The sequence below is a fragment of the Aurantimonas coralicida DSM 14790 genome, from assembly GCF_000421645.1.
Lineage (GTDB): Bacteria > Pseudomonadota > Alphaproteobacteria > Rhizobiales > Rhizobiaceae > Aurantimonas > Aurantimonas coralicida.
Genome location: NZ_ATXK01000002.1, coordinates 115,865 through 142,198 on the forward strand (window position 1 = coordinate 115,865; position 26,334 = coordinate 142,198).

Below are 26,334 nucleotides of genomic sequence, written 5' to 3' on the forward strand. Positions count from 1 at the left end.
GTCGTTCTTGCGGCATCGCTGCGAGGAACCAGTGGCGGGGACAGGCGATGGCGTCCACCAGTGACGGCAGGACAATCGACGCGGATGTCGCGATCGTCGGCGCGGGCATCGTCGGCATCACCGCCGCCTTCGCCCTGCAGGAGCGCGGGCAAAGCGTCGTCCTGATCGAGCGGGGCGAGGTCGCCCACGGCGCCAGCTTCGGCAATGCCGGGGCCTTCGCGTTCAGCGACGTCATGCCGCTGGCCTCGCCAGGCATCCTGCGCAAGGCACCGCGCTGGCTGCTCGATCCGCTGGGTCCCTTGAGCGTGCCGCCGGCCTATCTGCCGACCATTGCGCCGTGGCTGTTCCGGTTCTGGCGCGCCAGCCGGCCCGCCGCCTTCGCGACCAGCTTCGCCGCCCAGGTGGCGATGATGGAACTGGCGAGCACCGAGACCCGCCGGCTGATCGCGGCGGCAGGGCTCGACGCGATGCTGCGCTCCGACGGTGCGCTGGAACTCTACGAAAGCCGCGCCGAGTTCGAGGCGTCGCTGGAGGCCTGGCAGGCGCGCGAGGCCGCCGGCATCGCCTGTCGCCATCTGGACGCCGCCGGCATCGCGCAATTGCAACCGGGCCTGTCGCCGCGCTTCACCCACGGGACCTTCGTGCCCGGATGGCAGTCGATCGCCGATCCCTATGATTATGCCAAGGCATTGGCCGACCGCGTCGCCGAGCGGGGCGGGCGGATCGTCCACGCCGAGGTGCGTGGCCTGGCGCCGGCCCGCGACGCGGTGTGCCTGAAGCTGGCGGGCGGGTCGGACCTTCTGGCACGACATGCCATCGTTGCGGGCGGCGCATGGTCGAAGCCGCTGGCAGCCGCCCTCGGCGACACCCTGCCGCTGGAGACCGAGCGGGGCTACAACACCACCCTGCCGCCGGGCGCCTTCGACCTGAAGCGGCAACTGACCTTTCCCGGCCACGGCTTCGTGGTAAGCCGGCTGACATCCGGCATCCGGGTGGGCGGCGCCGTCGAGCTCGGCGGCCTGCACCGCCCGCCGGACTATCGCCGGTCGGCGACCATGCTGGAGAAGGCGAAACGCTTCCTGCCCGCACTCGACATCACGGGCGGCCGGCAGTGGATGGGGTTTCGGCCGTCCATGCCGGACTCGCTCCCGGTCATCGGTCCCGCGTCCACGACCGACCGCGTGTTCTATGCCTTCGGCCACGGCCATCTCGGCCTGACCCAGTCGGCGGCGACGGCGCGTATTCTCGCCGATCTCGTCACCGGCACGCCGGCGCCGATCAATCTCGCGGCGTTCTCGCCACGCCGTTTCGCCTGACCTGCCACCGGAGATCCACATGGCACGCCACAGCTTCTTCTGCCTCGACGGTCACACCTGCGGAAATCCCGTCCGCCTCGTTGCCGGCGGCGGCCCATTCCTCGACGGGGCGACGATGATCGAGAAGCGGGCGCATTTCATGGCCGAATACGACTGGATCCGCACCGGGCTGATGTTCGAGCCGCGCGGCCACGACATGATGTCCGGCGCGATCCTCTACCCGCCGACCCGCGACGATTGCGACGTGGCCGTGCTCTACATCGAGACCTCCGGCTGCCTGCCCATGTGCGGCCACGGCACCATCGGCACGGTGACCATGGCGCTGGAGCACGGGCTCGTCCGGCCGAAGGAGCCCGGGATCCTGCGGCTCGACACGCCGGCCGGCGTGGTCACCTGCCGCTATCGCAAGGAGAACGGCTTCGTCGAGGAGGTCCGGCTGACCAATGTGCCGGCCTTCCTGCACGCTGAAGGCATCGCGGTGGACTGCCCCGGTCTCGGCGCGCTCACGGTCGACATCGCCTATGGCGGCAATTTCTACGCCATCGTCGATCCGCAGCCGAACTTCCGCGACATGGCCGACTTCACCGCTTCCCAGCTTGTCGCCCTGTCCGGCCCCTTACGCGCGGCGCTGAACGACGCCCATGAGTTCGTGCACCCGGAGACCCCGGCGATCCGCGGCCTGCGCCATGTGCTGTGGGCCGGCGAGCCGACGATGGAGGGGGCCACGGCCCGCAATGCGGTGTTCTATGGCGACAAGGCGATCGACCGCAGCCCCTGCGGTACCGGCACGTCGGCGCGCATGGCGCAATGGGCGGCCAAGGGGCGCCTCGCGCCCGGCGACGACTTCGTCCACGAGAGCATCATCGGCTCGCTGTTCCACGGCCGGGTCGAAGCCGCGGCCGAGATCGGTGGCAAGTCGGCGATCGTGCCGTCCATCGCCGGCTGGGCGCGGCTGACCGGCATCAACACGATCTTCATCGACGACCGCGACCCGTTCCGGCACGGTTTCCAGGTGCTGTAGGCTGAAGCGCCGCACGAAAAAGACCGCCGGCGCGGATGCGCCGACGGCCCTGATACCGGCTCTGTCGCGATGCTTACGCGGCGGCCTTGTTGATGCCGCCGGTGGCGATCTGCGTCATCGTCTTGTCACCGTGATAGGTGGCGTCCAGGCACTTCTGCAGCTTCTGGGCATCATCCTTCAGGTCGAGACGCTTGGCGAAGGCTTCCAGGCAGCCATAGCCGGCGATCGCGTAATGGGCCATGCGCTGATACTGGGTGATGATCATCGCATCGCGGGCGTCGGGATCGGTGATGTCCTCCTCGATGCCGTGCGAACGGGCTTCCTTGACGAGGCCTTCCATGCCCTTGCAGAATTCTCCCGAGGGATCGGCGCCATGGGCGGTGATGATCTCCTTCAGCGTGGCGATGCCGTCCTCGATGCCGGCGACGCCGGCGTCCAGCGCGCTCTTCAGGTCGCCGTCGGTGGCGACGCCGGCGAGCTCGCGGGTGACCTTGGCGGACTGGTTGCAGGCGCTGTGAATGTCCTGCAGCTGATCGATATAGATGTCCTTGAGATTGGCGAGAGCCATGATGCGTCCCTTCCGTCTTGATCCTGTGCGCCTTGGCGCTTCGGGACGGTAAAGGGCAAAGGACGGCCGGGTGTTCCATGACGGGAACCGGCGCGGCACTTGGTCCCGGCTGCCCGGACACCCCGCGCGGCTTTGACCACTTTCGGCGATGCGGATGACGGGCTAGACGGTAAGTCTCCGATTTCCTTTCAAGAATAGTTGAAGCCGATCATGGACCAGGCGACCCGTTCCAGTTTCGACCTCCGCCTGCCGGCCTTCGTGACCATGATGCGCGAGAGCCAGCGGCTGCGCCTGGCGACGCTGGTGCGGCTGCGCTGGCTTTCCGTCGCCGGCCAGACCGCGGCCTGCGTCTTCGTGGCCTGGGGGCTGTGGTGGCCGTTTCCGATCGGCACCTGCCTTGCGCTGATCGCCGCCTCTGTGGCGCTGAACATCTATCTGTCGATCAGCTTCCCGGCGAGCCGGCGGCTGTCCTCGACGGCGGCGGCCGGCGTGCTGACCTTCGACATCCTGCAGCCGACGGGCCTCCTGTTCCTCACCGGCGGCATCGAGAACCCATTCACGGTGTTCCTCGTGGTGCCCTCGATCATCGCCTCGGCGACGCAGCCGCCGCTGACGACGGTGGGGGTGGGGCTCCTGGCGGTGGTCTGCACGACGGCGCTGGCCTTCTTCCACATGCCGGTGCCCTGGCCCCACGGCATGTCGCTGGAACTGCCGATCTCCTATGTCGGCGGCCTGTGGTTCGCGATCGTCACGACCCTCGTCTTCTCCTCGATCTACATCTACCGCGTGGCGGCGGAATCGCGGGCGCTCGCCGATGCGCTGAGCGCCACCGAACTCGTCCTGCAGCGCGAGCAGCATCTGTCGGCGCTCGACGGGCTGGCCGCCGCCGCCGCCCATGAGCTCGGCACGCCGCTCGCCACCATCGCCCTCGTCGCCAAGGAAATGGGTCGTTCGGTGCCGGCCGACGATCCGCAGCGCGAGGACGTGGATCTGCTGGTCGAGCAATCGGAGCGCTGCCGCACGATCCTGCGCCAGCTCAGCTCCCTGTCCTCGTCCAGCGAGACCCATCTGGCACGTCTGTCAGTGATGTCGCTGATCGACGAGGTGGCCGAGCCGCACCGCAATTTCGGTGTCGCGCTGAAGGTCGAGACGGTCGAGCGCGACGGCGCCGAGCCGGTCGCCCGCCGCAATGCCGGCATCGTCTACGGCCTCGGCAACATCGTCGAGAACGCGGTGGACTTTGCCGATGGCGAGGTGATCATCCGCGCCGGCTGGAGCGAGAGCCAGGTCTATATCGAGGTGCTGGACGACGGGCCGGGCTTTGCGCCCGAAATCCTCGACCGGATCGGCGACCCTTACATGTCGGACCGCGATTCGACGGAGCGCAATACCGGCGGCGGTCTCGGCCTCGGCCTGTTCATCGCCAAGACGCTGCTCGAACGCTCGGGCGCCTCGATCAGTTTCGCCAACCGGGCAAGCCGCGGCCGCGTCGCCAATGGCGCGGTGGTGGTGATCTCCTGGCCGCGGGACGTCTTCCTGTCGAACCGGCCCGCCAATCGCGACTGACGCAGCGGCAGAGCAGAGGCAGCGAACGCCGGATGCGTACTTCGGTCGCATGCCGATTGCCGGTTCTGGCGGGTGCAAGCCGTTGAAGGCGTCTGCCCGGCGCTCCATTTCCCGGACAAAGGAAAGGAACGCCGATGTTGACCGAAACTGTAGGGACTGCTCCTGAGCAGTCGTTTCTGCCGCAGGGTGATCGATCGCTGCTTCTGGTCGATGACGACCGCCCGTTCCTGCAGCGCATGAGCCGGGCGCTCGAGCAGCGCGGTTTCGATGTGGTGACCGCCGAAAGCGTCGAGGAAGGGCTTGCCGCCCTGAAACGCTCGGCACCGGCCTGCGCCGTCGTCGACATGCGGCTGGCCGACGGCAATGGGCTCGACGTGATCGAGGCGCTGCAGCGGGCCCGCGAGGATGCCCGGGTCGTGGTGCTGACCGGCTACGGCAACATCGCCACCGCCGTGACCGCCGTGAAGCTTGGCGCCATCGACTATCTCGCCAAGCCCGCCGATGCCGACGAAGTGATCGCCGCGCTCAGCCGCAAGGCGGGTGACCGCGCCGCGCCGCCGGAGAATCCGATGTCGGCCGACCGGGTCCGCTGGGAGCATATCCAGCGCGTCTATGAATTGTGCGATCGCAACGTCTCCGAGACTGCCCGCCGGCTGTCGATGCACCGCCGGACCCTGCAGCGGATCCTCGCCAAGCGCGCACCGCGCTGAGGTCGCACCCCGCGGCGGCGGTCAGTCCGCCTCCGTCTCTCCCGCCATCCCGGTCATGAACGGATTGGCCGCCCATTCCGCCTGTACCAGGCGGTCGGCGGCCAACCGCGCGAAACGCAGCGTCATCGCTTTTCGCGTGGCTGGCGCGATCCGGTCTTCCGGCGCTTCGCGCAGGATTTCGGCGCCGTAGCCATCCGACACGATCAGCCCGCAGCTTTCGGGAAAGATGTGCGCCGGCACGCCGGGATGGGTGGCGAAGAACAGCCGGTCGCAATGCTGCAGATAATCCGGCCACTTCCGGTCCACCCGGAAATCCTCGATCGAGGTCTTGATCTCGATGATGGTGATCTCGCCCTTTTCCGACAGGCAGACGAGGTCGGCCCGGCGGCCGGACGCCAGCGCCATTTCCGGCAGCAGCGACACCTTGCGCGCCAGCATCAGGCGCTGCACGCCCCGGCGCACCATCATGGCGCGCTCGGACTGGCGGCCGTCGACCAGCGGGTCGACGCGGAAGGGGGATACGATCGGCATGGTCGAGACCTAGCCGAGCCGCGGCGCTTTCGGCAAGCAAAAACGCGAACAAACCAGAAACGCGGCAGAACGTCGCAACCGCGCGCCGCGGTACCGATACGCCGACGATGCGAAGGCGTGGTCAGCGGCCGGTGCGGTCCCCGGAGATCTCCTCGAGGATCGGGCAGTCCGGGCCGTCGTCGCCGTGGCAGCGCTCGCTGAGATCGGCGAGGGCGCGTTTCAGCGATTGCAGCTCGGCGATCTTGCGGTCGATCTCGGCCATGCGGGAACTGGCCATGGACTTCACGTCCTCGCTGCGCCGCCCCTCGTCCTCGTAGAGCGAGATCAGCCGCCGCGCTTCCTCGATGGTGAAGCCGAGCGAGCGCGAGCGCTGGAGGAACCGCAGGAGATGCACATCGCGATCGCCGTAATTGCGATAGCCGTTGATGGCCCGGGAGGGTTTGACCAGCCCGACTTCCTCGTAATAGCGGATCGTCTTGGGGGGGAGGCCGGACAGCCGGGCCGCCTCTCCGATGTTCATCAAAAAGCCCTCGTAGCTCAGGTTGCGAACGTCCCAGAGTGCGCCTGAGATGTCGCGGCGGCCGCCGCCGTCAACTGTCACCAAGCGGCAACAAAGCCTTCGTTAACCAACACCGTGCTTCCATCCCGTATTGCCTGACGGATGGACGCGGACTAACGAGGAGACGGCTACAGATGGTCGGCGCTCCTCCGGTGCGCGGTTCGTTCGGCGAACTGATCCCATCCCACCCCGAACATGGCATTTTCGATGACGAGCAAACGTTCCCTTCTCCTTGGTGCTGCGGTCCTTTCGCTGGCCGTGGCTGCCGGTTGCGCGAGTAACCAGCGCGCATCGTTGGCGCCGTCCGGGGTCTCTGCCTACACCGCACCGACCAACCTGCCGAACGAAGGCAGCCTCGGCGCCACTTCGGCGCTCGGCTATTCGGCCGTCGTCGATGACGGCTATGCGCTGCCGGCGATTCCGACCGAGAAGATCGATCCGCAGTATCTGCGCCAGCGCGTGTCCTTCCCGGAAGGCCGCGAATACGAGCTGGGCACGGTCGTGGTCGATACGCCGAACCGCTTCCTCTACGTGGTCGAGGCCGACGGCATGGCGATGCGCTACGGCATCGGTGTCGGCCGCGCCGGCTTCTCCTGGGCTGGCGACGCCAACATCCGCGCCAAGCGCTCCTGGCCGAAATGGTTTCCGCCGGCCGAGATGATCGACCGCAAGCCGGATCTCGAGCCCTATCGCGACGGCATGGAGCCCGGCCTGACCAATCCGCTCGGCGCCCGCGCGCTGTATCTCTACCAGAACGGCAAGGACACGCTGTTCCGCCTGCACGGCACGCCGGAATGGTGGACCATCGGCACCGCCGCCTCGTCGGGCTGCATCCGTCTGATGAACCAGGACATCATCGACCTGTACGAGCGCGTTCCGATGGATGCGCGCGTCGTGGTCAAGCAGGGCAAGGAGCGCCTCGCCGCTCGCTGAGCAGAGGCGCTGTCTCCGGCGATCTGTCGCCGGACACCAGTTTACAGGGCGGGGGACCGCCAGGGCCGGATGCTTCGGGGGAGGCGTCCGGCCTTTTTTTGTCCTGCGTTATCGAGCTGGATGATCGATCCCGCCGCGCCTCAGCCTGCGCTCGCTCTTGCGGCCTCGGTCTCCGGTTGGCGGCCTCTCAAGGCGGCGGCTAGCAGCAGTCCCAGGGTCACCGCGTTGAGCACATGCCAGAGGAAGTGCGTGCCGAGCGGCCAGTCCGCACAGAGCGGGGCGTCCGCCATGCGCAGGCCCAGCGAGAGGGCAAAGACCGTTCCCGCCGCAAGAACCGCGGGACCTGCGCGGTGGCCGGCCGCGAGCAGGTAGCCGCCGATGCCGAGCATGGCGAGAAGCGCTGGCACGTAGCCCGCCGAGGATCCGACCATTCCTGCGAAGAGCGGCTCCGAGAGGATCGAGGCGCCCAGGAAGGCGGCCGTGCCGAGGCCCGCCGCCCAGCGGCCGAGCCCGACGAGGCGATGCAGCGCCAGGAAGAAATAGGCGTAGATGAACAGCGCGATCGGCAGGACGTCGGCAAGGCTCGACCAGCGGTTGGCGAAGGTGTGGAACAGGAACGAGCCGATGCCGATGATGGCGACGAGGCCGGCGAGCAGGCACACCGGCCGGTCCCGTCCGCCGGCCCGGCGCCACAGCGCGAAGCCGGCTGCGGCCGCGACGAGGAAGGCGAGATTCGAGATCGCGTTTAGCGGCTCGGCCCAGAAGCCGGCTCCCAGTCGCTCGCAATAGGCGTCGATCGGTTGCGTCCAGTCCATGACCGCGCCGTTGCGCCGGGGCTACTGTCCGGTGCGCCAGGGATCGTAGGTGCCGAAGTTCCAGAGTTGGCCCTCCGGATCGCGGCAGGCGAATTCCTTCGAGCCGTAGCTCTTCTCCTGCAGATCCACGACGATGGTCGCGCCGGCCGCCTGCACCGCCTCGTAGAGATGGTCGACATCCTTGACGACGAGATAGGGGCTCTGGGACACGGGCGCGCCGGCCTTCGCCGTGGTCTGCAAGGCGCCGAACGCGTCGTCCCGGGCGTCGCCGACCATCACCATGCCGTCGCCATGGACGAGTTCGGCATGCAGGATACTGCCGTCTGTATCCTCGTGGACGGCGTGGCGGCTGAAGCCGAGTGTATCGCAGAGCCAGGTGATCATCTTGCGGCAATTCTCGTAGCGAATGGTGGGAATGACGGTCGATGGCATCGCGGCTCCTCCCTTGCGACGAGGATAGCATCGTAATCGCGTTTCGCGATCCGGGTCATCAAAACTTCACACCCCTCGACGCGATGCCGCGGCCGAGCGCTCCGGTGTCAGAGCCCGGGCCAGGCGAGCGTTGCGCCGGCGACCACCGCGTAGCGGGCGAACTTGCCGATCGCGACGAGGATGGTGAAGCGCAGGAGCGGCACCCGCAGCACGCCGGCGATCACCGTCAGCGCGTCGCCGCCGAGCGGCCACCACGCAAGCAGCAGCGTCCAGACGCCGTAGCGGTTGAAGAACCCCGTGGCCCTGTCGAGATGGCGCGGCGGCACCGGAAACCATCGGCGGTCGGCATAGTGCAGGAGGAAGCGGCCGCACACCCAGTTGACCACCGAGCCGAGCGTGTTGCCGACACCGGCGACGACGACCAGCAGCCAGGGCTCGCCGATGCCTTCGGCAAGCAGCGCGACCAGCACGATCTCCGAGGCGCCGGGCAGGAGCGTCGCGGCGAGGAAGGCACTCCAGAACAGGCCCGCACAGGCGGCGAACAGCGTCATCGCGGGGCCGCCGGGCGAACCGAAAAACGCTCGCACCGGCCAATTTTCGCGCGCGGGAGATTGAACGCCGTTTCGCCAGTCACCATGTTGTGGATACTGCAGCAAGACATGTCGAAGCCCCCGCGATGCCTCAGCGTCGCGGCCATTTTCGAAAGGAACGTGACTGCGATGACTTCGCGAGCTTTGATTCGTCCGGCATGGACGCCGGCCACGATTGCCCTGATGGTTGGCGGTTTCATGATCTTCTGGCCTCTCGGCCTGGCGATGCTGGCCTACATCCTCTGGGGTGACCGTTTGGACGGCTTCAAGCGGGACGTCAATGAGACGACGGACCGCCTGTTCGGCGGCCTGAAGCGCGCCGGCGGGGGCAGCCCCTTCGGCGCCCCGCGGACCGGCAATGTCGCCTTCGACGACTGGCGGGAGAAGGAACTCAGCCGCCTCGACGAGGAGCGCCGCCGCCTGCACGAGGCCGAGGCCGAATTCGCCGCCTATGCGCGCGAACTGCGCCGGGCCAAGGACCAGCAGGAGTTCGACCGCTTCATGGCCGAGCGCGGCAAGCGCCGCGACGATGGCCCGGTGGTCGACGGCCAGCCGGCCTGACTGTGACGACGGCGCCCGGCCTGGGGCCGGGCACCCATGAAAAAGGCGGCGGCGTCCCCCGGGCGTCGCCGTTTTTCGTGTCTTGAGGGTGTAGACTGCGATTCGAACGGCGGCGTATCGCCGCCCATCCCTATCCGGCTGCCGATGTCCTTCCTCTTTCCCCATGCCAAGCCGCGCGTCTCGGCGATCCCCGAACGGCTCGATCTCGCCGGCGGCCCGGTCGCCGTGACGGTCCGGCGCAACCCCCGCGCCAAGCGCATGATCCTGCGGCTGGCCCCCGGCGCCTCGGGCGTTGTGGTGACCGCGCCGCGCCAGGTGTCGGGCCGGGCGATCGCCGAATTCCTGGAGCGTCATCGCGGCTGGGTCGAGGAGCGCGTGGCGCGGGCGCCGGGGCAGGTGGTCGTCGCCGACGGCGCGACCATTCCGTTTCGCGGCGGCACGCTGCGCCTCGTGTCGGCGCCGGAGCGCCGGGCGTCGCGCTTCGAGACGGTCGATGGGGAGGCGTGCCTGGTGGTCGGCGGCGCGCCGGAGCACTTCGTGCGCCGTGTCGTCGATACGCTGAAGCGCGAGGCGCGGCAGGATCTGCAGGCGGCGGTGGATCGCCATGCGGCGACTGTCGGCCTGCGTCCGCGTTCGATGGCGCTGAAGGACACCCGCAGCCGCTGGGGCTCCTGCACCATTGACCGGCGACTGGCCTTTTCCTGGCGCATCGTCATGGCGCCGCCGGAGGTGCTCGACTATCTCGCCGCCCATGAGGTGGCGCATTTTCGCGAGATGAACCACGGCGCGTCGTTCTGGGCGCTCTGCCGCGAGCTCTGCCCGGGCATGGACCACGGCCGCGACTGGCTGAAGCGCCACGGGGCGGGCCTCCACGCCATCGATTGTTCCGGCGCCTGACCCGCGGTTTTGCCGCATCCTTTACAGGCCGGGGCGAGAGGCGCGATAAGGGCGCCAAGAGTGCGATCCGACCTTCGGGAGTACGGCTTTTGCGAGCCTTCGACGTCAAGATCTGCGGACTGTCCACGCCCGAGACCCTCGCGGTGGCGCTGGAGCGTGGCGCAAGCCATGTCGGCTTCGTGCATTTCGCGAAAAGCCCGCGGCATATGGACGTGGAGCCGATGGCCGACCTCGTCGCAAAGGTCGAAGGCCGCGCCGAGACCGTGATCGTCACCGTCGATCCCGATGATGCGCTGCTTGACCGTTTCGCCAGCGACGTGAAGCCGGATTGGCTGCAGCTGCATGGCCGCGAGACGCCGGAGCGGGTGCGCGACATCCAGGCGCGCACCGGGCTGAAGGTGATGAAGGCGCTGCCGATTTCTGCCGCCGAGGATCTCGCCGCGGTCGCGCCCTATGCCGGCGTCGCCGACCGCATCCTGCTCGATTCCAAGCGCCCCAAGGGCTCCGATCTGCCGGGAGGAAACGGCGTCTCCTTCGACTGGACGCTGCTTTCGGCCGCCGGGTCGGGCCTTGACCCGCAAATGGCCTATATGCTCTCCGGAGGGATCGACGCCGACAACGTCGCCGAGGCCGTCAGGATCGCCGATCCGTCCGGCATCGACGTGTCGTCGGGCGTCGAGAGCGCCCCCGGCGTCAAGGATGCCGGCCGCATGCACAGCTTCTTCGATGCGCTGGATCGCCTGGGCGAGCCGGCGAGAAAGGCACGAGTCTCGTGAACCAGCCGCTGACCCCGAATTCCTTCCGCGCCGGCCCCGACGAGGAAGGCCGCTTCGGCATCTTCGGCGGCCGCTTCGTCGCCGAAACGCTGATGCCGCTGATCCTCGACCTGCAGGAAGCCTGGGAGACGGCCCGCGTCGATCCGGCGTTCAAGGCCGAGCTAGACGGGCTGAACACCCATTACACCGGACGGCCGTCGCCGCTCTATTTCGCCGAGCGGCTGACCGAGAAGCTCGGCGGCGCCAAGATCTACTTCAAGCGCGACGAGCTGAACCACACCGGCTCGCACAAGATCAACAACTGCCTCGGCCAGATCCTGCTCGCCCGCAAGATGGGCAAGACCCGGATCATCGCCGAGACCGGCGCCGGCCAGCATGGCGTGGCGACCGCCACGGTCTGCGCCCGCTTCGGCCTGCCCTGCGTCATCTACATGGGCGCGACCGACGTCGAGCGGCAGTCGCCCAACGTCTTCCGCATGAAGCTTCTCGGCGCCGAGATCGTGCCGGTCACCGCCGGCCACGGTACGCTGAAGGACGCCATGAACGAGGCGCTGCGCGACTGGGTGACGAATGTCGATTCCACCTATTACCTGATCGGCACCGCCGCCGGCCCGCATCCCTATCCGGAGCTGGTGCGCGAGTTCCAGTCGGTGATCGGCAAGGAAACCCGCGAGCAGATGATGGCCGCCGAAGGGCGCCTGCCGGACATGCTGGTGGCGGCCGTCGGCGGCGGCTCCAACGCCATCGGCCTGTTCCATCCGTTCCTCGACGACAAGGATGTCGCCATCGTCGGCGTCGAGGCGGGCGGCAAGGGCCTTGAGGGCGAGGAGCATTGTGCCTCGCTGACCGCAGGCTCCCCCGGCGTTCTCCACGGCAACCGCACCTATCTGCTCCAGGACGATGACGGCCAGATCAAGGAAGGCCATTCGATCTCGGCCGGCCTCGACTATCCGGGCATCGGGCCGGAGCATTCCTGGCTGAAGGATTCAGGCCGGGTCGAATATGTGCCGATCATGGATACCGAAGCGCTCGAGGCTTTCCAGCTCCTGACCCGCACCGAGGGCATCATCCCGGCGCTGGAGCCGGCCCATGCGCTGGCCGAAGTGGTCAAGCGCGCCCCGACCATGGGCAAGGACCAGATCATCGTTATGAATCTCTGCGGGCGCGGCGACAAGGACGTCTTCACCGCCGCCAAGCATCTCGGGGTCGAGCTCTAGACTGCCGGATGGGCCGCAGCGATTGGCGGCCCGGGAAGCGGAATGTCCGAAAAACCAAGCTGACAACGCTGGAGAAGCCAGCGAGCGAAGCGAGCCTGCATGACCGACATCGTCGAAATCCACGTCACCTGCCCGTCGCTCGATGAAGCGCGGGAACTGTCGCATGTCCTGATCGACGGTCGCTTTGCGGCCTGCGTCAATATCGGCAAGGAAGTCGACAGCCGCTATGTCTGGCAGGGCAGCAAGGAGCGCCACGACGAGTGGCCGCTGACGATCAAGACCACGGCGGACCGGTTCGACGCCTGCGCGGCGGCGATCCGCGAACACCATCCCTATGACACGCCCGCGATCTTCGGCTTCAAGGTCGATCACGTGGACGCGGCGACCGCAGACTGGGTCGCCGAGGTGACGAAAGCCTGACATGACGACACGCATCGAAGACCGGTTCCGCGCGCTGAAGGAAGAGGGTCGCCCCGCCTTCGTGACCTTCGTCATGGCCGGCGATCCCGACCACGAGACGGCGCTGGAGATCGCCCGGGCGCTGCCGGCGGCCGGCGCCGACATCATCGAACTCGGCATGCCCTTCTCCGATCCCATGGCCGACGGGCCGGCGATCCAGAAGGCCGGTCTGCGGGCGCTGCAGGCGGGCGCCAGCCTGAAGAAGACCCTGTCGCTGGTCCGCGCCTTCCGCGAGGGCGACCAGACGACGCCGATCGTGCTGATGGGCTATTTCAACCCGATCTACATCTACGGCGTCGAGGCCTTCGTCGCCGATGCGCTGGAGGCCGGCGTCGACGGGCTGATCGTCGTCGATCTGCCCCCGGAGATGGATGACGAGCTCTGCCTGCCGGCGCTCGACAAGGGACTGAACTTCATCCGCCTGGCCACCCCGACGACTGACGACAAGCGCCTGCCGGCAGTGCTGAAGAACACCTCCGGCTTCGTCTATTACGTCTCGATCACCGGCATCACCGGCTCGGCCGCTCCCGATGCGGACAAGGTCGCCGCCGCGGTCGGCCGCATCAAGAAGCACACCGACCTGCCGGTCTGCGTCGGCTTCGGCGTCACCTCTGCCGACCAGGCGCGCGAGATCGGCAAGGGCGCCGACGGCGTCGTCGTCGGCTCGGCGATCGTCAAGGCGATCGAGCAGTCGTTGGAGAACGGCCGCGCCACCGCCCGCACGGTGAGCGACGTGCGCGACCTCGTCGGCGAGATCGCCGGCGGCGTGCGTGCCGCCCATCTTGCCAAGTCCTGAGCGGGCGACCATGTCCGGGGCGTGACGCGTCCCGTCGACGGGGATGCGTGACCGCCTAATTCCTGCGGCAGCGATTGCGCTGCCGCCCCTCGCCGGCACCGGCTGCCGGACCGATTTTGCCACGGGACAAGTGCCTTGAACTGGATCACCAACTACGTTCGCCCGAAGATCTCGAGCCTCCTCGCCACGCGCGAAGTGCCCGAAAACCTCTGGATCAAATGTCCAGAGACCGGCGAGATGGTCTTCCACAAGGATCTGGAAGCCAATCAGTGGGTGGTGCCGTCCTCCGGCTTCCACATGCGCATCCGGGCACGCGACCGGCTGAAGGCGTTCTTCGATGACGGCGCCTTCGAGACGATCGAACTGCCGAAGGTCGCGGTCGATCCGCTGAAGTTCCGCGACTCCAAGCGCTATGTCGACCGGCTGAAGGAATACAAGGCGAAGGCCGAGATGGACGACGCCGTGCTGGCGGCGCGCGGCAGCCTCGAGGGCGTGCCGGTGATGGCCATCGTCCAGGATTTCGCCTTCATGGGCGGCTCGCTCGGCATGGCCGCCGGCGAGGCGATCATCAAGGGCTTCGAGACCGCCATCGCCGAGCGACGCCCGGTGGTACTGTTCGCGGCCTCCGGCGGCGCGCGCATGCAGGAGGGCATCCTGTCGCTGATGCAGCTGCCGCGCACCACGGTGGCGGTTGAGATGCTCAAGGAGGCGGGACTGCCCTATATGGTCGTCCTGACCAATCCGACGGCCGGCGGCGTGTCGGCTTCCTATGCGATGCTGGGCGATGTCCACATTGCCGAGCCGGGCGCGGTGATCGGTTTTGCCGGCGCCCGCGTCATCGAGCAAACGATCCGCGAAAAGCTGCCCGAGGGCTTCCAGCGCGCCGAGTATCTGATGGCCCATGGCATGGTCGACATGGTCGTGCATCGCCACGAATTGCGCCCGACCATCGCCAATCTCCTGAAGCTGCTGACCAGGCAGCCGGCCGAGGCCGTCGAGGAGGAGGCGGTCGTGGCCGAGCCGGTCGAGGCCATGGGGTCCGAGCCAGTCCAGGCGCCGGAATCGCAGGCCGCGGGCTGAGCGACCTTTTTGCATCGCTCCCCGCACTGGCGTAATTCTTTCCGATGACAACGACCTCGCTGGCCGCCGCCGAAATCGACGCCCTGATGCTGAAGCATCCGAAGGGCTTCGACCTGTCGCTCGACCGCATCCGCCGGCTTCTGACCGAACTCGGTGAGCCGCAGCGCAAGCTGCCGCCTCAGATCCACATTGCCGGCACCAACGGCAAGGGCTCCGTCACGGCGTTCTGCCGGGCCATTCTGGAGGCCGACGGGCAGGCGGTCCACGCCCATACCTCGCCGCATCTCGTCAACTGGCACGAGCGCTACCGCATCGGCCGCAAGGGCGAGCCCGGGGCCCTGGTCGACGACGCGATGCTGGCCGAGGCCGTGGCCCGCGCGGCGAAGGCCAATGCCGGTGCGCCGATCACCGTATTCGAGATTCTCACCGCGGTGACGTTCCTGCTGTTTTCGGAAAATCCCGCCGACGCGGTGCTTCTGGAAGTCGGGCTGGGCGGTCGCTTCGACGCCACCAACGTCATCGAGAGGCCGGCCGTCACGGTCATCACCGCGATCTCGCTCGATCACCAGTCCTATCTCGGCGACCGCGTGGAACTGATCGCGGCGGAGAAGGGCGGCATCATCAAGCGCGGCGTGCCGGTGGTGCTGGGCCAGCAGAACGAGTCGATCGCGCTGGAAGTGCTGACCTCCATGGCCGACCGCGCCGGGGCGCCGCTGCTGGTCTACGGCCAGGACTTCTTCGCCTACGAGGAACATGGACGGCTGGTCTATCAGGACGAATCCGGCCTGCTCGACCTGCCGATGCCGCGACTGCCGGGACGCCATCAGCTGACCAATGCCGCGACCGCCATCGCCGCTTTGCGCCATGGGGGCTTCGCGCCGGCCGACAAGGCGATCGAGGCGGGTCTTTCCCATGTCGAATGGCCGGGACGGATGCAGCAGATCGCCTCGGGTCCGCTCTACCGGGCGGCGTTTCCGGGCTCCGAGCTGTGGCTCGACGGCGGCCACAATCCCGGTGCGGGCGCCGCCATCGCCGAGACGCTGGCCGATCTGGAGGAGCGGGTCTCGCGGCCGCTGTTCCTCATCGTCGGAATGATCAACACCAAGGATCCGACCGGCTTCTTCGCATCCTTTGCCGGCATTGCGCGGCATGTCTTCACCGTGCCCGTCGGCTCGTCGGACGCGGGCATCGACCCCGACGATCTGGCCGAGGCGGCGATCGACGCGGGTCTCGACGCCGAGCCCTGCGACAGTGTCGAGGAGGCGATCCGGCTGGTCTCCAGCAGCTGGGACGACAGCCGCGCGCCGCGCTTCCTGATCTGCGGTTCGCTCTACCTGGTCGGCGACGTGCTCTCCAGCAGCGGTCTCGCCCCGCGCTGAACTCCTGCGTGCTTTAAGGCCATCACAAGAAAAAGGCCCGGGCGATCGACCCGGGCCTTTTCAATTCATCGCGATGACGCTGGACGCTGAGCCGTTCAGGCAGCGCCCTTGTTGATCCAGTCGACGAGCTTCGACTTGGACTGCGCGCCGACCATCGTGTCGGCATGCTCGCCATTCTTGAAGATCATCAGCGTCGGGATCGAACGCACGCCGAACTGGGCGGCGATGTCCGGGTTCTCGTCGATATTCACCTTGGCGATCCGGACATTATCCATCTCGTTGGAGATTTCCTCGAGGCTTGGCGCGATCATCTTGCAGGGCCCGCACCACTCGGCCCAGAAATCGACGACGACGGGCTTGTCGCTGCCGAGGACGTCGGTCTGGAAATTGCTGGTGTCGATCTTTGTCGTGGCCATGGTCGGCTCCTAAATCCTGTTCGTCTCGTTACGTAGAAGTCGCTTGGCGCCAAATCAAGCGACGGCGCCGTTCTCTTGACGCTCCGTTGCCGATTGGGTGGACGCCCGGCGGCGCGCGACCGCTTGCTCCATCACTGCTTCCGACAGGGCGATCAGCCGCGGCGCTTCGGTGAACAGCAGCGCCGCCTCGATCGGCCGGTCCGGATAGAGCGGCTTCAGCATCTCGCGGTAGAGCGCCAGCTGCATGATGTAGGCCGGCGACACCTCCGCCAGCGAGGCGGGCGGTGGCCGGTTGGTCTTGTAGTCGACGATCAGCACCCGCGTTGCGGTGACCGCGAGACGGTCGATCGTGCCGTTGACGCGGTAGCTGCGGCCCGCAAGCGTGATCTCGCCGGCGACCGGCACCTCGGCCCGGCTGCCGGCGGCGAAGATCGGGGCGAAGGCCGGATCGTCCATGACGGCCAGCGCCGAGGCCACCAGCGCATCGTGATCGCCCGGACGCATCTCCGGCGCGGCCGTCGCCAGATAGCGCCGTGCGGCCGCCTCTCGTGCGTCCGCGGCCATCTCCGGCAAGACCTGCAGGAGCTTGTGGACCGCAAGGCCGCGCCGGATGGCGAAGGACGGATCGCCCGTCTGGCTGAGCACCGGCGAGACGAAGGCCGGGGCGGCCTCGGGCGGGATCGCGTCGTCTTCGGCGATCTCGGTGCCCTCGCCGGCAGAGGACGGCGACAGCGGCCGCGGCGGCAGGATTTCCGGCGGCAGCGGCGACAGATCGAGCGGCGCGGGCGCGTCGGGCTGCGGCTGGATCGCGGCAGCCAGCTTGTCGCCCCTCCCGGCCGCGCCGAAGCGCCAGGCGATGGTCGCGCCGTCGGAGTCGGTCACCGGCTGGCACTCTGCCGACAGGGCAAGTTGGGCCCGCTGCAGCCAGGAATTCTCGTTCGGGCCGCGCACGCCCGAGACGCCGCACACGACCAGCCGGTCGGCGGCGCGGGTCATGCCGACATAGAGCAGCCGGCGATACTCCTCCTCGGCCCGCGCCTTCTCCGCCTCCTTGAGGGCGGCGATGGCGTCGTTCTCCAGATCCTTGGCGGCACGCCACAGGAAGCCCGGCGACATGCCGGGCACGAGACCGGGCATGTCGGGCCATTCCATCAGTCGGGCGCCATGGGCGTGGCTGAACGGGGCCGAACCGGGATCGACGAGGAAGACGACCGGCGCCTCCAGCCCCTTGGAGGCGTGGGTGGTCATGATCCGCACCTCGCCGCGGCCCTGCTCCATCTCGCGTTTGATCGAGGGCGGGGCGGCGGCCAGCCGCGCGAGGAAGGCGTCGAGGCCGGGCTCGCCCGCTTCCTCGTCGGCCAGCGCCAGATCGAGGAAGGCATCGATCACCTCGCCGGAATCCGAGCCGAGCCGGCGCGTCAGCCGGGCCCGTCCCCCCTCGGGGCCGAGAATGCGGGCATAGAAGGCGAAGATGGTCTCGAAGCCCGAACGGGCACGCAATTCGTCGAGCCGCGTCAGCGCGTAGCGGCATTTGGCCAGAAACGCCTCGGTCGTTTCGTCGGGCACGAATTCCGGCACGCGGGCGAGACCCTCCGGCCCGCAGATCCGCCGCAGGCCGAGCGACAGCGGCTCATGGCGCTCGCGGGACAGGGCCAGCCCCATGAGGTCGTCGTCGGTGAAATCGAAGAAGGGGGACTTCAGGACGGCGGCGAAGGACAGATCGTCCTCGAAATTGGCCACCGTCCGGCCGAGCGCCATCAGGTCCTTCACCGCGATATGGTCGGTGATGACCAGCCGGTCGGCGCCGGCGACCGGGATGCCGGCGTCGCGCAGCGCCTTGGCCATGGCGGCGACGAAGCCGGAGCGCTTGCGCACCAGGACGATGACGTCACCCGCCGCAAGCGGGCGCACCTCGCCCTTGTGGGCGATGGGGTCGCCGATCCAGTCGCCGATCTGGGCGGCGATCCGCCGTGCCAGCCGGTTGGCCGGGGAATTGGCCGGCTCGTAGTCGATTGCCTGCAGCCAGTCGCGCGACTGCGGCTGCTCCTCGGCCTGGTAGACCGGCCAGATCTCTACGAGGCCCGGCGCCTCGCCCCGCGCGGTTTGGTGCGCCGGCGGCTCGTCGCCCGACGACAGGCCCTTGCGGTTCTCGGCGTCGGCAAAGACGGTGTCCACCGCCCGCAGGACGTCGGCGGCGGTGCGGAAGGACTGGGTCAGCCGCACCTCTTCGAAACGCGCCTCGGCGGCCTCGGCACGCTGCCGCATGGCCCGCTGCTCGTCGGCGAACATGCGCGGCGAGGCGCCCTGGAAGGAGTAGATCGACTGCTTCTCGTCGCCGACGGCGAAGACCGTGCGGGTGACGTCGCGGGCTCCGGCCCCGGCGAAGAACTCCTCTACCAGCTGGCGCATCACCTGCCATTGCCGCGGACTGGTGTCCTGCGCCTCGTCGATCAGCACATGATCGATGCCCTGGTCGAGCTTGTAATGGACCCAGGCGGAGGCGGCCGAGCGGGTCAGGAGCTCGGCGGTCCGCACGATCAGATCCTCGAAATCCAGCCGCCCGCGCCGGCGCTTGAGGATGGCGTAGTCGCGCTCGAAGGCGTCGGCGATCACCAGCGCCGCGGCGCTGGCGCGGAACAGCCGCAGGCTGGCCAGGCGCTCGTCGATCGCCTGGACGTGGTCGGCCAGCTGCTGCAGCCGCTCGGGGAAGTCGGGCAGGGCGTCGGCCACCGCCTTGGTGGCTACGCTCGATGGCTTGTAGGGCGTGCCCTTGGCCGTCAGGCACAGCGCCTTCAACGCGGCGAGCCGCGCGTCGGGCGTCCCGGCGTCCCGGAGGGCCTGCAGGCGGTCGTGGAACTTGGCGTCGGTCGGCTTGGAACTGGCGGCGGCAAGGCTCATGGCGCTGTCGCAGAAGGCCGAGTCGAAGCCGGGCGCATCGTCTGCCGCAGCGACGATCGCGGCCTCGTCCTCGCCGGGCTCCAGCCCGAGGGCGTGGCGCAGAAGCGCGACCGCCGCATCGATCCCGCCGGCCTCGTCGAGATGCCGCCGTATGGCGTCGCGCCGGTTGACGATTTCGCCGATGAGCTGGTCGAGGCCCCATTCGCCGGCCAGCGTGAGGGCCGAGGCAAAGGCCTCCGCCAGCGCCGAGGCGGCTTCGCCCGGTGCCTTCCGCGCCGCGCCGGTAATCAGCAGGCGGCGGGCTTCGGCCAGCAACGCCATGCTCTCGGCGTCGTCCAGAACCTCGAAATGCCCCGGAACGTTCGCTTCCAGCGGAAACTGGTGGAGGATCGCCTCGCAGAAGGCGTGGATGGTCTGGATCTTCAGCCCGCCCGGCGTCTCCAGCGCTTCCGCGAAAAGCCGGCGCGCGACGATCATCCGCTCCGGCGTAGGCGGCCTGTCGTCGAGCCGTGCGATCTCCGCCGCGAGATCGGCATCCTCGGCGGTCGCCCATTTCGCCAGCCGTGCAAAGACGCGGCCCGACATTTCGGCCGCGGCCGCCTTGGTGTAGGTCAGGCAGAGGATCTTCGACGGCTCCACCTTCGACAGGAGCAGCCGCACGACGCGTTCGGTCAGGACATGGGTCTTGCCGGAGCCGGCATTGGCCGACACGAAGACCGAGCGCTCCGGATCGGCGGCGATGGCCTGCAGCCGCGTCGTTTCGGCAATGCCGGTAAAGCCGCTCATGCCGCGCTCCCTTCGCTGCCGTCGCCGCCCTCGTCGGCGCCAATCGACCATTCCTGCGCCCGGGCCAGATGATCGTAGGCGCCGGAGAAATCGCCGGCGACAAAGGGCCGTGTGCGCGAGCGGAACGGGGTCGCCGCGTTGCGGAAATTCGCCACCAGGCCGCGGAACTTGGACAGGGCTTCATCGCTGAGCGCGTCGGGATCGACGGGCTCGCCCTTGCGGCCGCCGTCGCTGGCGAGATGGTCCTCATAGAGCGTGCGTTCGCGCAGGCGGACATAGACGAGGTCGGAAATCGCCGAGGCGGTGCCGGCGTCGGCAAAGGCGCCGAGCTTGGCCATGGCGCCTTCCAGCGGCAGCTGCGGGGCCAGCAGCGCGCGGGCCTGCGAGACCGAGGGCGTCGTGCCGGTCTTGAAGTCGAGAATCTCGGTCGAGCCGTCGGTCATGACGTCGACGCGGTCAGCCCGGCCGCGCAGCGTCGTCGCCAGGTCGGTGAAGTCGTAAGCGCCGCCGATCTCGGCATGGCGCGCGGCCACACGGGACCCGCGCTCGCGCTCCCAGGCAATGAAGTTGGCGCACAGCGCTTCGGCGCGCGGCCACCACACCGCCTCGATGTCCGGCGGCAGCATCTCCTCGTCGAAGCGCTCGCGGGCGATGGCGAGGATCTCCGCTTCGGCATCGCCCGCGTCGGGATCGTGGCCACGCTGGACGAAGCGGCCGAGAATGTCGTGGAAGAGATTGCCGCGTTCGGCGGCGTGCGGATCGCGCATCAGCTCGGGCAGCGGTTCGAGATTCATGATCTTGCGGGCATGGATCGCGTAGGGATCGCGGATCAGCGTCTCGACGTCGGTAATCGAATAGGAGGTCGGCCGGCGCTCCAGTGGCGGGCGCGGCTCGGGGCGGGCCGCGCGAATGTCCGGTCCGGCATCGGCGGGCGCGTCGTCGAGCCGGCGGGCATGGTCGAGATAGGTCTGGCCGGCGGCCCGCAGGTGGGCCGTGCCGTCCTCGCCGGCCAGCGTCGTCAGCCGTTGCAGCCAGCGCGAGGCGATCGCCGGGGCGCCGCCGGCCCGCCGCGAACGGGTGATGACGACCTTGCGGGCGCCCATCGCCATCCAGAAATCGTGGGCGGCCAGGCCGATGCGTCGCTCCGGCGGGTCGAGGGCGATCTCGCGGCGCATCAGCCGCGACAGGAAGGCGCCGCTCCTGGTGCCGCCGGGCCATGTGCCTTCGTTGAGGCCGCCAAGGATCGCCATGTCGACGCTCTGCAGCCGCGCCTCCAGCGTGCCCCAGACGAAGGCCCGGGCGGAGAGGCCGCCGCGCGGCTTGACCGTGACGCCGGCGACCAGCGCGTCGATGACGTCGCCGAGTTCGCGGGACGCGAAGCCAAAGCCGGTGTCGGGCGCCCGCACGATGTCGCTCAGGAACTCGACCATCGCCCGGCCGGCCTCCTCGGCATAGACCTCGGAGGCGTCCCCGTCGGCATCCGCCGCCACGGCTTCGAGACAGCGTGTCAGCGCAGTCGCATAGGCCGCGATCTCGCGTTCGGTCCCGTCGCGCAGGGCCGACAGCGGCTCCAATGCGACCTCCAGACGGTCGGCCATGGTCTGGGCCAGTTCGCGCTCGGCCTCGGGCAGGATGCGGACAGGCCGCGGCATGTGGGTCGCGGTTTCCAGCGTCCTGCGCCGCTCGGCGACGATGGTCCCGAGGCGGGCGCCGTCGGGAATGCCGACCGAACCGCGCAGGGCCAGCATCTCGATGGCGCGGGCGGCGCGGCGGGCCTCGGCGGCCGGCATGCCGAGCCGGGTCAGCGGATGCTTCAGAAGCGCGATCAGCGCGATCGGATCGCCCGGCTGCAGGGCAACGGCGGCGAGGGTGGTCAGCAGCGTGCCGGGCGGCGTGGCCGCCAGCGGCCGGCCGCCGGAATCATTGGCGGCGATGCCGAAGCGCGCGAGTTCCGAGACGACCCGGCGGGCGAGATTGCGGTCCGGGGTGATCAGCGCCGTCGTCGCATCCGGATCGGCCAGCGCCGCGCGCATCGCGCAGGCGATCGCGAGGGCCTCCTCGCGTTCGTCGTTCGCCTCGACGAGAGCGAGGCCGTCCAGGGCCTCTGCGCCGTGATCGCGCGCCGTCTCGCGCCAGCGATGGGTGGTTTCGGCCGGGCGCAGCGCATCGGCGACGAAGGCCTCGCGGGCGGTGAGGACAGGCTCTTCGTTCGGGGCCAGATGCGACACCGCCTCCGGTGGCAGGGCGAAGCGGGCAAGGATGGTCTTCAGGCCGTATTGCGGATGGCCGGGCGCCGAGATCGCCCCCTCGCGAGAGATTGCGGCGAAGGCCTCCGGATCGAGATGCCGGTCGAGACCGGGCAGCACCAGGGCGCCATGCTCGAGATGGGCGATGGCGTGCATCAGTTCGATGGTCGCGGGGGCGGTGGCGGTGGAACCGGCGAGGATCACCGGGCCGGTGCCGGGATCGCGCCGCAGCCGCTCGCCCTCGGCCCGCAACCAGACATTCTTGGCCGTCGCCTCGCTGACCCGGCCGGCCTCGGCCAGCGCCTGCGGCCAGGTCTCCGTGACGATCGACAGGAAGGTGACGGTGAGCTGCCACCAGTCGGACAGGGCATCGGGAGCAAGGCCGGCGAGCTTGCCGAGGCTGGTGCCCTCGGTCTCGACCTCGTCGAGCAGCGCGCCGAGATCGGCGGCGAGCCACAGCGCGTCGGCGGCGGAGGCCGGCAACACGGCCTCTTCGCCGATCAGCGCCTCGAATTCACGGCCGCGCGTGACCGAGCGCCATTGCCGGGCGAGGCGCGCGAGCTGCAGACGCCGTTCCAGTTCGCCCATGGTCGGTTCCAGCGACGGCCGCTCGCCCTCGGGCGCGAACTGGCTGGCCTCGTCGCTTTCGCCAATCGGCCGAATGGCCGGAAGAATGGCGCTGCCGGTACCCAGAAGCCGGGCGAATTCGCCGGCGAGCGCGCGCGCGGCGCGTCGGGTCGGCACGTAGATCGTCGCGCCGGCCAAGGCCATTGGATCTCCCGTGTAGCGGAAGGACGGCACGATGCGACCCTCGAGCAGGCCTTCGGCAAGCGTGGCAAGGAAGGGCCGTCCCGGCGGGATCGAAAACAGGTTGGCGGTCATGGACCGAGTCTAGGCCAAGCCCTGACGATTCGCACGGGCCAGTTGCCGGCGCGGCGCGAATACGCGTGGGAATTCGCAGCGGGGCGAGCGGCGTTCGCGGCGGTTCCTTGCGGCGCGTGGTGCCCGCTTCAGGACGCCTCGGCCCAGCCCTTCGCGACGACCGGCGATTGCGACTGGCGCTGGGCGAAGAGCTGCAAGAGGTCGGTGGTGCTGTTGAAATCGGCGGGGCGGGCGAAATGGTAGCCTTGGCCGAGAACATAGCCGAGCTCGTTCAGCCGTTCGGCCTGCCCGGCATTCTCGATCCCCTCGGCCACGACCCGCATCCCCAGCTTGTTGGCGATGCCCATCAGCCCCTCGACGATCGCGCTGCTCGGCGCATCGGTGAGCATCTGGTCAACGAAGGAGCGGTCGATCTTGATGATGTCGACGGGCAGCTTGAGCAGGTGGGTGAGGGAGGCAAAGCCGGTGCCGAAATCGTCCAGCGAGACAAGGATGCCGAGGTTGCGAAGCCGCGCCAGGCTTTTGGCGACATCCTCGCCGAGCCCGTCGAGGAAGACGTTCTCGGTCACCTCGACGACGAGGTGATGATACGGCACGCCGGCCGCCTTGAAGGGAGCGAGGAACCGCGCTTCCAGATCGCCGGATTCGAAATCGGCCGGGGCGAGATTGATGCCGACATGCTGGATCGGCAGGCCGCGGGCGATCCACGTCGCCAGATCGCGGGCGATCTGCGCGAACATGCGCTCGCTGATGCGCGAGGCGACCTTGTTGTCGGAGAAGGCCGCCGAGAAGGCGCCCGCGGCGACGATCCGCCCATCGGGCATGACCATGCGCGCCAGCGCTTCGAGACCGACGATCTCGGCCGTGTCGAGCCGGACGACGGGCTGGTAGTAGGTCAGGATCCGGTCTTCAGACAGCGCCTGGTCCACCTCGCGGATGGTTTCGACCCGCTGCATGATCGTCGTCCGCAAGCCGGCGTCGAAGGCGACGTAGCTGCCGCGGTTGGTCTCCTTGGCATGGTAGAGCGCGAAATCGGCGTTCTGCCGCAGCGTTTCGGCGTCGCTTCCGTCCGGACCGTAGACGACGCCGCCGAGCGTCACCTGCGGCACCATCATGTTGCCGTTGCACTCGAAGGGCGCGCTCATGCGCTGGCGGATCGTATGGGCGATCTGCGCGAGTTCGTCATGGTCCCGGCAGCGATCGCAGACCACCGCGAACTCGTCGCCGCTTAGCCGGTAGGCGGCACTGACGCCCGCGGAGTCGCTGTCACGCAGGCGCTGGGCGACCTCGCGGATCAGCCGATCGCCGACCATGTGGCCCATGGAATCGTTGATCGACTTCAGATGGTCGATATCGACGAGGATCAGCGCAAAGCTCGGCGCGGCGCCGAGCGCCAGCGTGGTGATCGCCTCGTCGAAACAGCGGCGGTTGGGCAGGTTCGTCAGCTGGTCGAAATAGGCAAGGTGATGGTTGTGCTGCTGCATCTGCGTGTGGGCGATGGAGATCGTGCACAAATGCACGCAGGCATCGACGATCTGGCGCTCGAACGCGCTCGGTCCGCGCTGGACCGGATAATAGAAGGCGAAGGTCGCGGCCACGCGGCCGGAGGAATCCGAGATCGGGCTCGACCAGCAGGCCCTCAGGCCCAGCGGCAGGGCAAGCCGGGCAAAGCTGGACCAGAGCGGATCGGTGGCGATGTCGGTGACCTCGACCGGCTCGCCCCTGAACGCAGCGCTGCCGCAGGAGCCGACGCCGGGCCCGATCTCCAGGCCGTTCAGCGCCTTGCAGTAATGCGCCGGCAGCGACGGAGCGGCCAGCGAGTGCAGCCGGCGGTTCTCATCGACGAGGAGAATGGAGCAGGTCACGCCGGGCGCCAGACTCTCGACGCGCGTGCACAGCAGATTGGCGATGACGTCGAATTGCGAACCCAGGGCAATCGCCTCGAGGATTTCGGTCTGCAACTGCTGCAGCGCGAAATGACCGTCTGTCCGCATCGAGTCCACCCGTCCTGTGCTCAGACAGCACACTGCGGGCCGGTGCGTTAGAAAAGGCTCAACGGCAGACCTCGCAATGCAAACACAAATAAGTGTTCAGCGAGGCGATCTGTTTGTTTTGCAACGGTAAACCGCTGATGACTGCGCACGTTGTCAGGCGGCGGCGCTGGCGATGAAGGCGGCCTCCGCAAGCGGGATGGCGCCGGGCGTTCCGACCGTGATCCACAGGCCGCCGAGCCTTACGCCATAGAGGCGGTCGGCGTCGATCAGATCGTCGAAAACGCGGTTCAGCGAGAATTTCTCCGGCTTCATGCCGGCGAAGATCTCGGGCTTCATGATCGCGACGCCGGCATAGATGAAGGGCGACATGTCGCGCTCCTCGACGCGGGTCAGCCGGCCCTCGACATCCATGACGAAATCGCCCTTGCCGTCGTAGCCGGTGGCCTGCTGCATGTCGGCGATCAGCAGCGACATGTCCATGCGCGCCGGGTTCCACAGATGCGCCATCAGGTCGAGATTGTCGCGGTAGCCGTCGATCCAGAACGTGTCGGAATTGATCACGTAGAAGGGCTCGGATCCGAGCTCCGGCAGGGCCTTGACGATGCCGCCGCCCGAATCCAGCAACTCGTCCTGCTCGTCGGAGACGATGATCTCCATGTCCTTGCGCTTGCGCAGATGCGCCCGCATCAGATCGGCCATGTAATGCACGTTGACGACGACGCGCTCGACGCCGTTGCGGGCCAGCGCGTCGAGCCCGTAATCGATCAGCGCCTTGCCCCGGATCTCGACGAGGGGCTTGGGAATGGTCGAGGTGATCGGCCGCATGCGCTTGCCGAGGCCGGCGGCCAGAACCATGGCGGTCTTGGGCTTGAAGGACGGGGTGGTCGACAGGGTCATGCGGCTCTT

General features: G+C 68.4%; 24 protein-coding genes. 13 read left to right on the forward strand and 11 right to left on the reverse strand.

What is annotated here, in order from left to right; translation table 11 throughout:
• Positions 1–47: 47 nt before the first annotated feature.
• Positions 48–1,316, forward strand: a complete 1,269-nt coding sequence (locus H536_RS0105105) for an NAD(P)/FAD-dependent oxidoreductase (RefSeq protein WP_024349443.1) — start codon at positions 48–50, stop codon at positions 1,314–1,316.
• Positions 1,317–1,335: 19 nt separating this feature from the next.
• A complete protein-coding gene (locus tag H536_RS0105110; RefSeq protein WP_024349444.1) occupies positions 1,336–2,337 on the forward strand; it encodes a 4-hydroxyproline epimerase in 1,002 nt (333 codons plus the stop codon).
• 73 nt (positions 2,338–2,410) lie between these two features.
• Here H536_RS0105110 and H536_RS0105115 read toward each other — a convergent pair whose 3' ends face one another.
• Positions 2,411–2,905 (reverse strand): YciE/YciF ferroxidase family protein, encoded by a 495-nt coding sequence (locus H536_RS0105115; protein WP_024349445.1) that lies wholly within the window; start codon positions 2,903–2,905, stop codon positions 2,411–2,413.
• A gap of 264 nt (positions 2,906–3,169) precedes the next feature.
• Between H536_RS0105115 and H536_RS0105120 the strand changes: the two genes are divergently transcribed.
• On the forward strand, positions 3,170–4,471 hold the full coding sequence (locus H536_RS0105120; RefSeq protein ID WP_029702780.1) for an ActS/PrrB/RegB family redox-sensitive histidine kinase: 1,302 nt from the start codon (positions 3,170–3,172) through the stop codon (positions 4,469–4,471).
• A gap of 134 nt (positions 4,472–4,605) precedes the next feature.
• The gene (locus H536_RS0105125; RefSeq protein ID WP_051141517.1) at positions 4,606–5,181 is read left to right on the forward strand and encodes an ActR/PrrA/RegA family redox response regulator transcription factor; all 576 of its coding nucleotides are present in this window, start codon (positions 4,606–4,608) and stop codon (positions 5,179–5,181) included.
• A 21-nt stretch (positions 5,182–5,202) separates the two neighbouring features.
• Here the strand turns inward: H536_RS0105125 and H536_RS0105130 are convergent, their stop codons facing one another.
• Both H536_RS0105130 and cueR read right to left on the reverse strand, forming a co-directional pair.
• Positions 5,203–5,712, reverse strand: a complete 510-nt coding sequence (locus H536_RS0105130) for an MmcB family DNA repair protein (RefSeq protein WP_024349448.1) — start codon at positions 5,710–5,712, stop codon at positions 5,203–5,205.
• A gap of 121 nt (positions 5,713–5,833) precedes the next feature.
• Positions 5,834–6,232, reverse strand: coding sequence for a Cu(I)-responsive transcriptional regulator (gene cueR, locus H536_RS0105135; RefSeq protein ID WP_009211101.1), 399 nt, complete (start codon positions 6,230–6,232; stop codon positions 5,834–5,836).
• A 234-nt stretch (positions 6,233–6,466) separates the two neighbouring features.
• Here cueR and H536_RS0105140 point away from each other — a divergent pair, with 234 nt between their 5' ends.
• Entirely contained in the window at positions 6,467–7,204 is a 738-nt protein-coding gene (locus tag H536_RS0105140) for a L,D-transpeptidase (protein WP_024349449.1), read from the forward strand.
• 140 nt (positions 7,205–7,344) lie between these two features.
• Here the strand turns inward: H536_RS0105140 and H536_RS0105145 are convergent, their stop codons facing one another.
• From H536_RS0105145 to H536_RS0105155, 3 genes are all read right to left on the reverse strand, one after another.
• Complete coding sequence (locus tag H536_RS0105145) at positions 7,345–8,019, reverse strand: ceramidase domain-containing protein (RefSeq protein WP_024349450.1); 675 nt, start codon at positions 8,017–8,019, stop codon at positions 7,345–7,347.
• 21 nt (positions 8,020–8,040) lie between these two features.
• Positions 8,041–8,451: a VOC family protein gene (locus H536_RS0105150; protein ID WP_024349451.1), complete on the reverse strand. Its 411-nt coding sequence runs from the start codon at positions 8,449–8,451 to the stop codon at positions 8,041–8,043.
• Positions 8,452–8,558: 107 nt separating this feature from the next.
• Positions 8,559–9,002: a YqaA family protein gene (locus tag H536_RS0105155; protein ID WP_024349452.1), complete on the reverse strand. Its 444-nt coding sequence runs from the start codon at positions 9,000–9,002 to the stop codon at positions 8,559–8,561.
• A gap of 168 nt (positions 9,003–9,170) precedes the next feature.
• Here H536_RS0105155 and H536_RS0105160 point away from each other — a divergent pair, with 168 nt between their 5' ends.
• From H536_RS0105160 to H536_RS0105195, 8 genes are all read left to right on the forward strand, one after another.
• Positions 9,171–9,602 carry a DUF2852 domain-containing protein gene (locus H536_RS0105160; protein ID WP_024349453.1) on the forward strand — a complete coding sequence of 144 codons (432 nt, stop codon included), beginning with the start codon at positions 9,171–9,173 and terminating at the stop codon, positions 9,600–9,602.
• A gap of 144 nt (positions 9,603–9,746) precedes the next feature.
• Entirely contained in the window at positions 9,747–10,499 is a 753-nt protein-coding gene (locus tag H536_RS0105165) for a M48 family metallopeptidase (protein ID WP_029702782.1), read from the forward strand.
• An 89-nt stretch (positions 10,500–10,588) separates the two neighbouring features.
• Complete coding sequence (locus H536_RS0105170; RefSeq protein ID WP_024349455.1) at positions 10,589–11,275, forward strand: phosphoribosylanthranilate isomerase; 687 nt, start codon at positions 10,589–10,591, stop codon at positions 11,273–11,275.
• Positions 11,272–12,492 (forward strand): tryptophan synthase subunit beta, encoded by a 1,221-nt coding sequence (gene trpB / locus H536_RS0105175; RefSeq protein ID WP_024349456.1) that lies wholly within the window; start codon positions 11,272–11,274, stop codon positions 12,490–12,492. Before H536_RS0105170 ends, trpB begins: the two co-directional genes overlap by 4 nt.
• A gap of 99 nt (positions 12,493–12,591) precedes the next feature.
• On the forward strand, positions 12,592–12,912 hold the full coding sequence (gene cutA, locus H536_RS22390; RefSeq protein WP_024349457.1) for a divalent-cation tolerance protein CutA: 321 nt from the start codon (positions 12,592–12,594) through the stop codon (positions 12,910–12,912).
• A gap of 1 nt (position 12,913) precedes the next feature.
• Positions 12,914–13,747 (forward strand): tryptophan synthase subunit alpha, encoded by an 834-nt coding sequence (gene trpA, locus H536_RS0105185; RefSeq protein WP_024349458.1) that lies wholly within the window; start codon positions 12,914–12,916, stop codon positions 13,745–13,747.
• Between the two features lie 135 nt (positions 13,748–13,882).
• Positions 13,883–14,827 carry an acetyl-CoA carboxylase, carboxyltransferase subunit beta gene (accD, locus tag H536_RS0105190; protein WP_024349459.1) on the forward strand — a complete coding sequence of 315 codons (945 nt, stop codon included), beginning with the start codon at positions 13,883–13,885 and terminating at the stop codon, positions 14,825–14,827.
• Between the two features lie 44 nt (positions 14,828–14,871).
• Positions 14,872–16,206: a bifunctional folylpolyglutamate synthase/dihydrofolate synthase gene (locus H536_RS0105195; protein WP_024349460.1), complete on the forward strand. Its 1,335-nt coding sequence runs from the start codon at positions 14,872–14,874 to the stop codon at positions 16,204–16,206.
• Between the two features lie 95 nt (positions 16,207–16,301).
• On the opposite strand, the gene trxA is transcribed toward H536_RS0105195, so the two are convergent.
• The 5 genes from trxA to H536_RS0105220 all read right to left on the reverse strand — a co-directional run bounded on the left by trxA (position 16,302) and on the right by H536_RS0105220 (position 26,325).
• Positions 16,302–16,622: a thioredoxin gene (gene trxA, locus H536_RS0105200; protein ID WP_009211089.1), complete on the reverse strand. Its 321-nt coding sequence runs from the start codon at positions 16,620–16,622 to the stop codon at positions 16,302–16,304.
• 54 nt (positions 16,623–16,676) lie between these two features.
• Positions 16,677–20,306: a double-strand break repair helicase AddA gene (addA, locus tag H536_RS0105205; protein ID WP_024349461.1), complete on the reverse strand. Its 3,630-nt coding sequence runs from the start codon at positions 20,304–20,306 to the stop codon at positions 16,677–16,679.
• Positions 20,303–23,434, reverse strand: a complete 3,132-nt coding sequence (addB, locus tag H536_RS0105210) for a double-strand break repair protein AddB (RefSeq protein WP_024349462.1) — start codon at positions 23,432–23,434, stop codon at positions 20,303–20,305. Before addB ends, addA begins: the two co-directional genes overlap by 4 nt.
• Positions 23,435–23,562: 128 nt before the next feature.
• A complete protein-coding gene (locus tag H536_RS0105215; protein WP_029702785.1) occupies positions 23,563–25,428 on the reverse strand; it encodes a putative bifunctional diguanylate cyclase/phosphodiesterase in 1,866 nt (621 codons plus the stop codon).
• A gap of 153 nt (positions 25,429–25,581) precedes the next feature.
• Positions 25,582–26,325, reverse strand: a complete 744-nt coding sequence (locus H536_RS0105220) for a nucleotidyltransferase family protein (protein WP_024349464.1) — start codon at positions 26,323–26,325, stop codon at positions 25,582–25,584.
• Positions 26,326–26,334: the final 9 nt, after the last annotated feature.